The organism is Blautia sp. HA8986, from assembly GCF_056504635.1.
In genome coordinates this window covers 1,103,154-1,115,646 of the sequence record NZ_JBWLUQ010000001.1, presented here as the reverse complement: position 1 = coordinate 1,115,646, position 12,493 = coordinate 1,103,154, and the positions used below count along the sequence as shown (strand labels likewise).

The 12,493-nt window shown below is 43.7% G+C and carries 12 protein-coding genes, 1 pseudogene and 1 riboswitch; all 13 genes and pseudogenes read left to right on the top strand.

Features of this window, described 5'->3' with window-relative positions; genetic code table 11:
* Position 1 precedes the first annotated feature (1 nt).
* Complete coding sequence (locus tag AC04Q4_RS05110; RefSeq protein WP_119240723.1) at positions 2-370, top strand: DUF4186 domain-containing protein; 369 nt, start codon at positions 2-4, stop codon at positions 368-370.
* A gap of 212 nt (positions 371-582) precedes the next feature.
* Positions 583-1,014 carry a flavodoxin family protein gene (locus AC04Q4_RS05105; RefSeq protein WP_173737211.1) on the top strand — a complete coding sequence of 144 codons (432 nt, stop codon included), beginning with the start codon at positions 583-585 and terminating at the stop codon, positions 1,012-1,014.
* A 103-nt stretch (positions 1,015-1,117) separates the two neighbouring features.
* A riboswitch (FMN riboswitch) is annotated at positions 1,118-1,232 on the top strand.
* A 218-nt stretch (positions 1,233-1,450) separates the two neighbouring features.
* A complete protein-coding gene (ribD, locus tag AC04Q4_RS05100) occupies positions 1,451-2,578 on the top strand; it encodes a bifunctional diaminohydroxyphosphoribosylaminopyrimidine deaminase/5-amino-6-(5-phosphoribosylamino)uracil reductase RibD (protein ID WP_476388614.1) in 1,128 nt (375 codons plus the stop codon).
* The gene (ribE, locus tag AC04Q4_RS05095) at positions 2,560-3,213 is read left to right on the top strand and encodes a riboflavin synthase (RefSeq protein WP_476388613.1); all 654 of its coding nucleotides are present in this window, start codon (positions 2,560-2,562) and stop codon (positions 3,211-3,213) included. Before ribD ends, ribE begins: the two co-directional genes overlap by 19 nt.
* 18 nt (positions 3,214-3,231) lie before the next feature.
* Positions 3,232-4,449, top strand: coding sequence for a bifunctional 3,4-dihydroxy-2-butanone-4-phosphate synthase/GTP cyclohydrolase II (locus AC04Q4_RS05090; protein ID WP_173737213.1), 1,218 nt, complete (start codon positions 3,232-3,234; stop codon positions 4,447-4,449).
* Positions 4,450-4,478: 29 nt separating this feature from the next.
* A complete protein-coding gene (ribH, locus tag AC04Q4_RS05085; protein WP_004844980.1) occupies positions 4,479-4,952 on the top strand; it encodes a 6,7-dimethyl-8-ribityllumazine synthase in 474 nt (157 codons plus the stop codon).
* 15 nt (positions 4,953-4,967) lie between these two features.
* The gene (locus tag AC04Q4_RS05080; protein ID WP_476388612.1) at positions 4,968-5,618 is read left to right on the top strand and encodes an HAD hydrolase-like protein; all 651 of its coding nucleotides are present in this window, start codon (positions 4,968-4,970) and stop codon (positions 5,616-5,618) included.
* Between the two features lie 155 nt (positions 5,619-5,773).
* Positions 5,774-7,078: a putative ABC transporter permease gene (locus AC04Q4_RS05075; protein ID WP_476388611.1), complete on the top strand. Its 1,305-nt coding sequence runs from the start codon at positions 5,774-5,776 to the stop codon at positions 7,076-7,078.
* A 298-nt stretch (positions 7,079-7,376) separates the two neighbouring features.
* Positions 7,377-8,455 (top strand): annotated as a pseudogene (locus tag AC04Q4_RS05070) (tetratricopeptide repeat-containing glycosyltransferase family 2 protein).
* A gap of 117 nt (positions 8,456-8,572) precedes the next feature.
* Positions 8,573-9,151 carry a collagen-like domain-containing protein gene (locus AC04Q4_RS05065; RefSeq protein WP_173737217.1) on the top strand — a complete coding sequence of 193 codons (579 nt, stop codon included), beginning with the start codon at positions 8,573-8,575 and terminating at the stop codon, positions 9,149-9,151.
* A gap of 127 nt (positions 9,152-9,278) precedes the next feature.
* Positions 9,279-10,658, top strand: coding sequence for an MATE family efflux transporter (locus tag AC04Q4_RS05060; RefSeq protein ID WP_334297646.1), 1,380 nt, complete (start codon positions 9,279-9,281; stop codon positions 10,656-10,658).
* Positions 10,659-10,709: 51 nt separating this feature from the next.
* Complete coding sequence (gene fliB, locus AC04Q4_RS05055; RefSeq protein ID WP_173737219.1) at positions 10,710-11,858, top strand: flagellin lysine-N-methylase; 1,149 nt, start codon at positions 10,710-10,712, stop codon at positions 11,856-11,858.
* Between the two features lie 152 nt (positions 11,859-12,010).
* A complete protein-coding gene (locus AC04Q4_RS05050) occupies positions 12,011-12,493 on the top strand; it encodes a LeuD/DmdB family oxidoreductase small subunit (RefSeq protein ID WP_021978214.1) in 483 nt (160 codons plus the stop codon).

Sequence of the window (12,493 nt, the reverse complement as noted above, 5' to 3'; positions counted from 1 at the left end):
TATGACGAAGGATGAATGGTACAAGCAGTTATTTGAGCGACTGGATAATTCCAAGTTCCGAAGCAGTTTCCATCTGAAACAGAAAGATATTGACTACATAAATGAAAAAGGACTGGATACAATCAGACAACATGCAAAGGACTTTATCGCAAAGAGAGAAGCTCCGGCATATATAGCAAATGATGGCAAGCAGACACCAATGCGTGGTCATCCGGTATTTATTGCACAACATGCAACGGCAACATGTTGCAGAGAGTGTATCCGTAAGTGGCATAAAATGCAACCGGGAAAGGAACTAAGTCAAGTGCAGCAGGAATATCTAGTAGATGTAATTATGACATGGATTCAAAAAGAAATGGAGAGACACTAGTGCAGATATTTGTAGATGCAGATGCGTGTCCGGTAGTGGGCATTATCGAAACAATAGCAGAGAAATATCTATGAAGATTACATCCGGTTATAGCGTAGAATTACGAAAACAGAATATTCCGATCCGACAGATACTGGATATCTACAGGTCTGCGGTCAGTTATCTGACAGAGGTCTATGAACAGGTGTGGGAAGAACTGGAAAGGAAAACAAATGAGAAAAGCAATCGTATATGCATCTGTACATCATGGAAATACAGAGAAATTAGTAAAAAGCATAGCAGAAGAGTGCCAGGTCGATTTGATTGATGCTGTAAACCAGCCAGATGCAGATCTGAGCAGTTATGATATGATTGGGTTTGCATCAGGAATCTATTTTTCGAAATTTCATCAGTCAATGTTGGGTTTTGCAGAGAAAAACTTACCGAACGACAAAAAGATATTTCTGATTTGTACTTATGGTGGTAGTGCGAATTATAAATCCATAGAGCAGATTTTGGACAAGAAGCATTCTAAAGTGATAGGAAAATTCGGATGCAAGGGCTATGACACATTTGGTCCATTTAAACTGGTAGGTGGTATTGCAAAAGGGCACCCTGATGAAGAAGATATAAAAAATGCAGTTGAGTTTGTAGAAGGATTGTAGTGAGTTTTGATTATTCAACTGTCAAACTCCCGAGAAAATGTGAAATGCGTAAAATAAAAATTCTGCTTTACAAATAATAGATAAAGTATTAAAATGAACAAAAAGATATCTTCAGGGCAGGGTGAGATTCCCTACCGGCGGTAAAGCCCGCGAGCCGAAAGGTATGATCCGGTGAGATTCCGGGGCCGACAGTACAGTCTGGATGGAAGAAGATGATAGTACAGTTGATTTTTGTATGAATGAATGTAGTATCAGAGCTCTGAGATGGTGATCCATTTCAGAGCTTTTTATGTAGGAAATAATCAGACATTCATTTATCGATCATATGTAACAGATTAATTCCACCCTGCAGATATTTCTGCAGGCTTTTTTTGTATCTGGTACATCGTTTTCGAAATACCAGGCAAACAACAGGAATAAGAAAGAAGGAATAGAAATGACGGATCAGGAATATATGCTTCGGGCGATTCAGCTGGCCAAAAAAGGAGAAGGCTGGACGAATCCCAATCCGATGGTAGGGGCAGTGATCGTAAAAGACGGAAAGATCATTGGGGAAGGCTATCATAAAAAGTATGGAGAACTTCACGCGGAACGTAATGCAATTGCTTCTCTTACAGAATCAGCAGAAGGTGCGGTGATTTATGTTACGCTGGAGCCTTGCTGTCATCATGGTAAAACACCTCCATGTACGGAAGCGATCATTGAACAGAAGATCAGAAAAGTGGTGATCGGTTCCAGAGATCCGAATCCGAAAGTGGCAGGAAAAGGTGTACAGATGTTAAGGGAAGCCGGTGTAACAGTAGTTGAAGATTTTATGAGAGAAGAATGTGATCAGCTGAACCCGGTGTTTTTCCATTATATTACTACGAAGACTCCGTATGTAGTGATGAAGTATGCCATGACACTGGATGGGAAGATCGCAACGAAGACAGGGGCATCAAAATGGATCACCGGAGAAGCTGCACGAAAAGAAGTACAGCATATGCGGCATCAGTACATGGGGATCATGGCAGGCATTGGAACTGTGCTTGCAGATGATCCGATGTTAAACGTCCGGGTAGAAGGCTGGAAAAGTCCTGTCAGGATTGTGTGCGACAGTAAGCTCAGGATCCGGCCGGACAGTCAGATCGTAAAAAGTGCGGAAAAGTACCGGACGATCGTGGCTTATGCAGATCAGAAAAATACAGAAGAAAAAATAAAAATATTACATACCATGGGAGTTGAGACCATTTACTGTCCCGATGAAAAGAATCAGATAGACCTTAAGAAGCTGATGACAGATCTTGGAAACAGAGGTATTGACAGCATCCTCCTGGAGGGAGGCGGTACGTTAAATGACAGTGCACTGCGAGCCGGAATTGTAAAGGAGGTACAGGCTTTTGTGGCACCAAAGCTGTTTGGCGGTGTGGCTGGGAAGACACCGGTAGAAGGTATTGGAGTTGAACTGCCGTCTGAAGCAGTGGAACTGAGATATACAGATATCTGTCAGATCGGTGAGGACATCCGGATAAGATGTCAGGTGTGTGAGAAAAAACAGGAGGAATTATGTTTACAGGAATCGTAGAAGAGAAAGGAAAAGTCCGTTATATACAGCTGACAGGGGAATCAGGGATCCTGGCAGTGAAAGCCAGGAAGGTACTGGAAGGCACAAGAATCGGTGACAGCATTGCCGTGAATGGCGTGTGTCTGACAGTTACGTCGATCCAGCCGGACGGATTTACCGCCGATGTGATGGCAGAGACGATCAGAAGAAGCAGTCTTGGCAGCTGCAAAACCGGAAGCCAGGTAAACCTGGAACGTGCAATGGCTGCAGATGGCAGGTTCGGGGGACACATAGTAAGTGGCCATATTGATGGGACTGGTGTGATACGTTCCATGCTCCGGGAAGAAAATGCCATCTGGGTATCGATTGAGACATCACCACAGATTTTGCATCTGATCGTGGAAAAAGGATCAATCTGCATTGATGGGATCAGCCTGACAGTTGCAAGGATTGATGAAGCTGGTTTTCAGGTTTCGGTCATTCCACATACAGGAGAAGAAACAACTCTTTTGGAAAAAATGCCGGGGGATCTGGTTAATCTGGAAAATGATGTGATCGGAAAATACGTAGAAAAACTGCTTGGCATCAAAAAAAACGAAGAAGAGAAAAAAGAATCCGGAATTACGATGGAGTTTCTTGAAGAATTCGGATTTTAGAACAGGAGGATATACAGTATGTCACAAAACTATCAGTACAACACAATTGAAGAGGCACTTAGGGATCTTAAGAAAGGTAAAATAGTTCTGGTCACAGATGATCCGGACAGAGAAAATGAGGGAGATCTGATATGTGCGGCAGAGTTTGCGACCAGGGAAAATATTAATTTCATGGCGACCTATGCAAAGGGTCTTATCTGTACACCGATGAGTGCGGAACTTGCAGCGAGATTGAATTTTCCACCGATGGTTGCTGAAAATACGGACAATCACAGTACAGCATTTACCGTGGCAGTGGATCACGCAGATACAACGACCGGTATCTCAGCAGCAGAGCGCTCCTATACCATTATGAAGTGTGTGGATGATGAGTCGAAACCGGAGGATTTCAGAAGACCAGGACATGTATTTCCACTTATTTCCAGAAAAGGCGGGGTTCTGGTACGGAATGGCCATACAGAGGCAACGACAGATCTTATGAGACTTGCCGGGCTGAAAGAATGTGGTGTGTGCTGTGAAGTTATGAAAGAAGATGGCACGATGATGCGTACATCACAGCTATGGGAAATGGCAAAAGAGCATAACCTTACATTTATTACCATCCGTGATCTGCAGGATTATATAAGAATACATGAAAAGCATGTAAAGGAGGAAGCAGCTGCAAACCTCCCAACACAGTATGGTGATTTTAAAATGTATGGATATATCAATGACATTACAGGAGAGCACCATCTGGCACTGGTAAAAGGTGATATAGGAGATGGTGAGGATGTGCTTTGCCGGGTACATTCGGAGTGCCTGACAGGAGATGCATTCGGATCACTCAGATGTGACTGCGGCCTGCAGCTGCAGACAGCAATGCGCCAGGTAGAGGCGGAAGGCAGAGGAATCATTCTGTATATGAGACAGGAAGGCAGAGGAATCGGACTGATCAATAAGATCAAAGCATATGCGCTTCAGGAACAGGGATACGATACTGTGGAGGCTAATGTGAAGTTAGGATTTGCACCGGATCTCAGAGAGTACTGGGTCGGGGCACAGATACTGTCAGACCTTGGTGTGAAATCATTAAGATTACTGACAAATAACCCGGATAAAGTTTATGGACTTGGTGAATTCGGGCTGAAGATCAATGAGAGAGTACCTCTGGAGATTCCGGTACAAAAGTATGACCGGAAGTATATGAAGACGAAGCAGGAAAAGATGGGTCATATTTTTAAAGAAATAAATTTATAAAAAACAGCAAATATCAGGAGGAAGAAAAAATGAGACAGATCAATTTAGTAGAAGGAAAAGTAGTAGCACCGGAGGGAATGAAGGTTGGTATCGTGGCAGCGAGATTCAATGAGATCATTGTGAATAAATTATTGGGAGGGGCAGTCGACGGACTGGTAAGACATGGAGTAGAAGAAGAGAATATTACTGCAGCATGGGTACCGGGAGCATTTGAGATTCCGATTACAGCACAGAAAATGGCGCAGTCAGGAAAATATGATGCAATTATCTGCGTGGGAGCTGTCATCCGTGGAGATACTTCACATTATGATCTGGTATGCAATGAATCTGCTAAGGGAATCGCACAGGTTGAACTTGCAACAGGAATCCCGGTCTTATTCGGAGTGATCACAACTGAAAATATCGAGCAGGCTATTGCGCGTGCAGGAAGCAAAGCGGGAAATAAAGGTTATGACTGCGCGTTATCTGCAATCGAGATGGTCAATCTGATGAAGCAGCTCTAAAAGACAGGAAAATAAATGATGACAAAAACGATCATATTCGATTATGATGGAACGATCCATAATACCCTTGGAATCTATGAACCGGCATTTCGTGAAACCTATCAGTGGCTGACAAAACAGAAGGCTGTAGAAGAACGGGAGATAGGCTCGGCGGAAATTGCCGGATGGCTGGGACTTAACAGTAAGGAAATGTGGAATACATTTTTGCCGGAGCTGGATCAGAGCTATAAAGAGCAGGCAAGCCGGATGGTAGGAGACCTGATGGTAAGACAGATCAGGAAACATAAGGCAGTGTGGTATCCGGGAGCAGAGGAGATGCTAACAGCTTTGAAGAACCGGAGATATCATCTTATAATCTTAAGTAACTGTAAAGCTTCATATCGTGAGGCACACTGGAAGGAATTTAGGATGGAACGATGGTTTGACCGTTTTTATGACTGTGAATCATACGGATTCCGTCCAAAGACAGAAATTGTGCAGGAAATCATCCGGGAATATGCAGGCCCCTATCTGGTGGTCGGAGACAGAAGGCAGGATCTGGAATGTGCCAGAGCCTGCAAAAGCCCTTTTATAGGATGCCTGTATGGATATGGTGAGAAAGGGGAACTGAATGGGGCAGATCATCTTGCAGAACATATAGAGGATATACTGCAGCTGGTGATATGATTTTTGTAATATAAAAATCTGAAGGAAAAAAGTTAAAATTAAGTACTTCTGTAAAATAAAAGAAAACGCCAGGGTATTGTTGAGAAAGTATATTGCTTTATGATATACTCTGATAAAAATGTTACAACAGAGAATGACAACAGGAGAAAGTACAAATGAGAGTTTTTTCAGGGTATGAATTGCTGTGGCTGTTTTTTTTATATTCATTCTTGGGATGGATTCTGGAGACAGTAACAGCCACACTGCGGCAGCGAAAGTTTTCAAACAGAGGTCTGGTAAACGGTCCATTCTGTGTGATGTATGGTATTACAGCAGTGCTGATCTCGGTGGGCTTACAGGAGTTGACAGGATTTTGGCTGTTTTTGTTTTCGATGGTTTATGCGACGGTGATCGAATGGATCGGCGGGCATCTGATCGAGAAGGCTTTTAAGGAGAGATGGTGGGATTATTCTGATGTAAAATGGAACCTGGATGGATATATCTGTTTTCCGGCATCTTTTTTATGGGGTATTCTCGGATTTGTGAGCGTGACATGGGGGAATGCCCTGACATGGAAACTGCTTTCTTTTCTGCCGACACTTTTGATGCATATTCTGCTGCTGGTGTTGATGGCAGTAATGGCGATAGATATCACAGCGTCATTTTTGCTTCTGATAAAAAAAGGTCCCAATCTGGAACAGTGGGCAGCAGCCAATGAACAGCTGGATAAAGTCAGCGATCATTTGAGCTTCCTGATCACGCAGTGGATCGAAAAAAGAATTCGGAAAGCTTATCCGAAAGTAAAGAAGGTTCGGAAAGCAGAGAAATCTGCAGAGGAAGGTGCTTTTGCAGAGGGGTGCGGCTTTTATAAACTCATGCTTCTGTTTATCATCGGAGCTTTTCTGGGAGATATTGTAGAGACCATTTTCTGCCGTGTCACCATGGGATACTGGATGAGCCGGAGCAGTCTTGTCTGGGGGCCGTTCAGCATTGTGTGGGGACTGGCACTGGCTTTTGTAACATTGCTTCTTTATAAATATAAAGACCACAGTGACAGTTTTCTTTTTATGATGGGAACACTGCTTGGCGGTGGTTATGAGTATCTTTGCAGTGTGTTTACAGAGATTTTTTTTGGAAAAGTATTTTGGGACTACAGTGAGCTTCCGTTTAATTTGGGCGGCAGGATCAATCTTCTGTACTGCTTTTTCTGGGGAATTGCGGCTGTGATCTGGTTTAAAAAAGTGTATCCTGTTTTATCTGCATGGATCGAGAAGATTCCTGTTCTTCCTGGAAAGATCATTACATGGATGCTGACAGTTTTCATGTTTGTTAATATTATTGTTTCTTCCATGGCTCTTGTGCGTTACGATCAGAGGGCTAAAGGAATTGTAATGGAGAATACAGTCCTGGAATGGGTAGATACACATTTTGATGATGACAGGATGAAGCAGATTTATCCGAAGGCTAAGGCAACGGATTGATTTAACCGAATCAAGTAAGTCCCCTGCTTCAATTGCGAGGAGCAATAAGCAGTGGGTGGGACTTACTTGTATCAGGAGGGGTATAAGCCCCTCCTGATAAACTGCGGAGCAGTTATTCGGTTATGAGCAAGTAGCGAAAGCGGATTGCGAATATCCGATTGACTGAAAAAACATCAGACAAAACAGGTAAGAGAGCCGACATAAGGCTCTCTTAATTTATGTGGGAAAAATGACAGAGGGCATACAACGAAAGAGAGGTACATAGATTTTATAAAGTTATGAAGGTCGATTATTAAATATGAGTTCTCTCAGTCTTTGTATGATCGTAAAAAATGAAGAAGCTGTGCTGGAGAGGATCCTGAAACCCATTTCTGAAATCATGGATGAGATTCTGATTGCGGATACAGGTTCTTCGGACAGAACGAAAGAAATTGCAGAACAGTATACGTCGCAGATATTTGATTTTGTCTGGTGTGATGATTTTTCTGCTGCAAGGAATTTTCTCGTGGAAAAAGTATGCACGGATTACTGGATGTGGCTGGATGCGGATGATGTCATGAATGAGGAAAATCTGGAAAAATGAAGAAGCTGAAGGCAGCTCTGGATGGAGAGACTGATGTAGTGATGATGGAATATGCGGTTGGCTTTGATACTGATGGGAAGACAACGTTTTCCTATTACCGGGAAAGGATTCTGAAGACTTCCGGGGGATTTCGGTGGAGTGGAAGAGTACATGAGGCGGTAATGCCAAGGGGAAATATTTTTTATTCAGATATCGAAGTTCAGCACCGGAAATGTGTGCAGGGAGATCCGGACAGGAATTTGCAGATCTATGAAAAAATGCTGGCAGAAGGAGAAAAACTGGAACCAAGACATCAGCTTTATTACGGGAGAGAACTGTATTATCATCAGCGGTATTCGGAGGCAGAGGCTGTGCTGGTGGAGTTGCTGAAAAATCCGTCTGGATGGTTGGAAAATAAGATAGATGCCTGTTATGTACTTGGACAGTGCTGCCGGAAAATGGGAGAACAAAAAAACGTACTGGAAGCTTTTCTTTATAGTCTGACTATGGATGTGGCGAGGGCAGAAATCTGCTGTGAGGTCGGTGGGATTTTTCTGGAAAGAGAGCTGCACAGACAGGCTGCCTACTGGTACGGGCAGGCGCTTACTGTGCCGACAGATAAGAAAAAAGGTGGTTTTTTTATGGCTGAGTGCCATGGATTTGTGCCGTATATGCAGCTTTGCGTTTGTTATGATAGGATGGGATGCCCGGAGCAGGCATTCTTTTTTCATAAGAAGGCGAGAGAACAGAAACCGGAAGATCCTGGAGTATTGTATAACCAGAAATATTTTCGGGAAAAATATGGTCTGGTATAAAAAGAAAGATATCTTTATTGTCCTGGCAGGGTGCAGGCTTGTGGGAGTCGTATGCACAGGTAAATGCTGCTGTCATATACTGTAGGGAAAGTTATTTTCTTATGAGGTGATCGCAGAATGCTGTTCATGCATCGAAAACGTAAGGAAATGGAAATGCAGCAGGACAGTCATGAGGATTTGTCCTGTATGTCCTGTTATGGAAATCATAGTTCCTGTGGATGTGACAGATGTGGAACAAGAGGTTGTCCGGGTCCTGTGGGACCTACAGGACCAACCGGTCCCAGAGGCTGTCCGGGAGTTCCGGGGCCTATGGGTCCTCAGGGACCGCAGGGGGAGCCGGGAATACAGGGATATACGGGAGCAACCGGTCCGGCAGGAGTTACCGGCCCAACAGGAGCAACGGGAGCTACTGGTCCGGCAGGAGTTACCGGCCCAACGGGGGCAATGGGAGCCACTGGTCCAGCGGGAGCAACTGGGGCAACCGGTCCGGCAGGAGTTACCGGTCCAACGGGAGCAACGGGAGCCACCGGTCCAACAGGAGCTACCGGCCCTGCAGGAGAAGCTGGAGCAACAGGTCCGGCCGGAACAGTAACCCCGGCAGCTGCTGTGGGAAATGCAACAACAGTAGATGATATTGTGGAGGATTTTAATGAACTTCTTGCAAACCTTCGGGATGCAGGACTTCTGGAACGATAGTAAAATGATAAATACACGTTACTGTGCGGCTGCGTATTTTATGCAGCGGCTGCATATTCTTCATAGAAATAATTTCATTGTAGCTTTTCAGCGAAAGGTGCTATAATGTTTTCATCTAAGTATGATTATGGGAGATGAAATCGTGAAAAAAAACAAGTATGAGATCGATATGTGCAATGGATCGATCATGGACAAGCTGATCTCGTTTTCATTGCCACTGATGCTGTCCGGTATTTTACAGCTGATGTTCAATGCAGTGGATATCGTGGTAGTCGGACGTTTTAGTGGAAGTGAGGCACTGGCGGCAGTAGGTTCCACCACAGCGCTGATCAATGTGTTTACCAATCTTTTTATCGGGATTTCTCTTGGCGCCAATGTGCTGGCAGCCAGATTTTATGCTGCCGGTAAAGATGAAGAAATGTCAGAAACAGTACATACATCGATTCTGCTGGCTCTGATCAGCGGGATCATCATGGCATTTCTGGGAGTGGTTTTTGCCAGAATCTGCCTGGAGCTGATGGATACGCCGGAGGATGTGATCGATCTTTCCACTCTTTATATGCGTATTTATTTTCTGGGAATGCCGTTTTTTATGCTGTATAACTATGGTGCTGCAATTTTGCGTGCAGTGGGAGATACCAAGCGACCACTGGTCTTTCTGATCATTTCAGGCTGTGCCAATGCGCTTCTGAATCTGTTTTTTGTGATCGTTTGTCATTTAAGTGTGGCAGGTGTTGGAATCGGAACTGTGATTTCTCAGCTGATCTCCTGTATCCTTGTCCTCCGATGTCTGTGTCAGACAGAGGGAAGCTATCAGCTGCGTTTTTCGAAGCTGTCCATAAAGCCGGAATATCTGAAACAGATATTCCAGGTAGGACTTCCGGCAGGAATCCAGAGCACAGTGATTAATTTTTCCAATGTGCTGCTTCAGTCCTCTGTAAACTCTTTCGGTTCCATTGCAATGGCAGGATATACTGCAGCAAACAACATTTTCGGATTCCTGTATGTGTCTGTAAACTCAGTTACTCAGGCCTGCATGAGCTTTACCAGCCAGAATTATGGTGTCCGAAAACCGAAACGGATGGACCGGGTACTTGTTGACTGTATGATACTGTCTTTTGTCATATCCTTTGCCATGGGCTGTGGTGCATACTTTTTCGGTCCGCAGCTTCTGAAAATCTATACAGAAGACGCTAAGGTTATTCAATGCGGAATGGAGATCCTTGCCTATACCACAGTTACTTATTTTCTCTGCGGGCAGATGGACCTGTTTCCGGGGGCACTGCGTGGAATGGGACGTTCCGGTGTACCCATGATCCTGTCGATCATCGGAACAGTCGGTCTCCGAATCGTATGGATATTCGGAATTTTCCCGGCACACAGATCATTGAAGGTACTTTTTATTTCTTACCCGGCATCCTGGATTTTTACGATCATTATGCAGGTGAGCTGTTTCTGGTTTGTAAGACGGAAGGTACACAGCCAGCTTTTGGGAGAGACTGTATAACAAAACTGTTTCTGAACAGAGATCATAGAACAGCAAGAATACGGAGGAAATATGGATTTATTAAAGCCAGATTACTATGATGACTTTTCCTGTATTGCAGATAAATGTACCATCAGCTGCTGCAGGGAATGGAAGATTAATGTAGATGATGTGACCTACAGAAAATGGAAAGCTGTCCAGCCGCCGGAAGATGTGCCGGGTCACAGAAGCAGCCTGCAGGCTTACACAATAAAAAAAGAAGGAAGCAGGATCATGAAAATGACAGAAGATCATGACTGTCCTTTTCTTGCGGAGAGCCGTCTTTGCAGACTGGTAAGTGCATATGGAGACCAGGTACTTTCTGAAACCTGTCAGATCTTTCCAAGGGAGATCCATACTTTTAAGGGGCACGAAGAAGCAACTATGATGCCGTGCTGTCCGGCTGTTCTGGATATCTGGAATAAAAAGAAAAATATTGTATTTCCGGAAATTCCAACAGAAAAACTAAAATCGCTTTTTCTGATCAGGAGAAAGTTAACAGAGCTTCTGATGGATACAAAGAAATCACCGGAGGAAGCACTTCTGGAGAGCTTTTACATTCTGAAAGAGCTTCATCGGAATGCAGCTTGCCAGGATGCTGTATTTATTAAAATCATAGAAGATTATTTTTCCCGGAAAACAGTCTGTCAGCTTGGGAGTGCTATTCGTGAGGTGGAGCTTCCCTCACTGGATACCATGGATGAATGTAACGAGATTCTTCAGGATCTGGCTGTAAATTACCGGAAAGAAGAGCTTTATCAGAAATATCTGGATCCTGTGATCGAGCTGGCGGAGGAATTATCCGAAGAATATGACGGAGACGAGATGGAGGAAGCCTGGGAAAAATTCCGCAGGGAATTTGCAGGATATCAGGATTTGATCCGATGCTTTCTGGCAAATGAGATCTATTCAGATCTTCTTACACCGGAGGGAACTCTGGAGGATGCCATTATTCATATGCAGTGGATCGGTATGGAATATGCGGCTATTCGTCAGGCGGTTTTTCTGAGCTGGCAGAAAAATAACTGTAAAGAACTGGATTATGAAACTGTCCGGGACTATATTGTGGTGATCACAAGAATGACAGGTTATGAGGAGGCCGATATCCGGGAATATCTGGAGAACAGTTTTGAGGAACTGCTCTGGGACTGGGGATATTTTGCACTTATTACGGGAAAATAGAAAAAATCATAATTATATAACCTGAAGTTATAATAAGTATTAAAAATATACATTTTAATTATATGATATTTTGTGTTAGAATAAAAAACGAAATGGGGCACAGATGAATAGTGACCCAAAAAATGGATAACGATCAGAAAGGAACTTGTTTTATGGATAAGGGAACTATTTTTAAATTTCATAATGACCTTGACACAGATCAGATCATTGCATCCCAGTATCTGCTTCTGCCGAATCTGGATGAGATGAAGAGCCATACTTTTGAATCACTGGATCCGGATTTTTCCAAGAAGGTAAAACCGGGAGATTTCGTAGTCGGAGGAGAGAACTTTGGATGCGGATCTTCCAGAGAGCAGGCACCAGGTGTACTTAAAGCACTTGGAGTAAAAGCTGTTATTGCGAAATCTTTTGCACGTATTTTTTTCCGTAATGCGATCAATATCGGACTTCCAGCTATTGTCTGTAAGGATCTTCCGGATGATGTGAAGACAGGAGATACTATGGAGCTTCATATGTCCGAGGGAACAGCAGTTGCCAACGGAAAAACTTATTCCTGCACAAAACTGCCGGAATACATGCAGAATATACTGAATCAGGGCGGCCTTATCGCTTCTTTGAACAGAGAGGAGGAATAA

Coding starts and splice junctions, on each gene's coding strand:
- AC04Q4_RS05110 (WP_119240723.1), top strand. CDS start 2: ATGACGAAGGATGAATGGTACAAGCAGTTATTTGAGCGACTGGATAAT.
- AC04Q4_RS05105 (WP_173737211.1), top strand. CDS start 583: ATGAGAAAAGCAATCGTATATGCATCTGTACATCATGGAAATACAGAG.
- ribD (WP_476388614.1), top strand. CDS start 1,451: ATGACGGATCAGGAATATATGCTTCGGGCGATTCAGCTGGCCAAAAAA.
- ribE (WP_476388613.1), top strand. CDS start 2,560: ATGTTTACAGGAATCGTAGAAGAGAAAGGAAAAGTCCGTTATATACAG.
- AC04Q4_RS05090 (WP_173737213.1), top strand. CDS start 3,232: ATGTCACAAAACTATCAGTACAACACAATTGAAGAGGCACTTAGGGAT.
- ribH (WP_004844980.1), top strand. CDS start 4,479: ATGAGACAGATCAATTTAGTAGAAGGAAAAGTAGTAGCACCGGAGGGA.
- AC04Q4_RS05080 (WP_476388612.1), top strand. CDS start 4,968: ATGATGACAAAAACGATCATATTCGATTATGATGGAACGATCCATAAT.
- AC04Q4_RS05075 (WP_476388611.1), top strand. CDS start 5,774: ATGAGAGTTTTTTCAGGGTATGAATTGCTGTGGCTGTTTTTTTTATAT.
- AC04Q4_RS05065 (WP_173737217.1), top strand. CDS start 8,573: ATGCTGTTCATGCATCGAAAACGTAAGGAAATGGAAATGCAGCAGGAC.
- AC04Q4_RS05060 (WP_334297646.1), top strand. CDS start 9,279: ATGGGAGATGAAATCGTGAAAAAAAACAAGTATGAGATCGATATGTGC.
- fliB (WP_173737219.1), top strand. CDS start 10,710: ATGGATTTATTAAAGCCAGATTACTATGATGACTTTTCCTGTATTGCA.
- AC04Q4_RS05050 (WP_021978214.1), top strand. CDS start 12,011: ATGGATAAGGGAACTATTTTTAAATTTCATAATGACCTTGACACAGAT.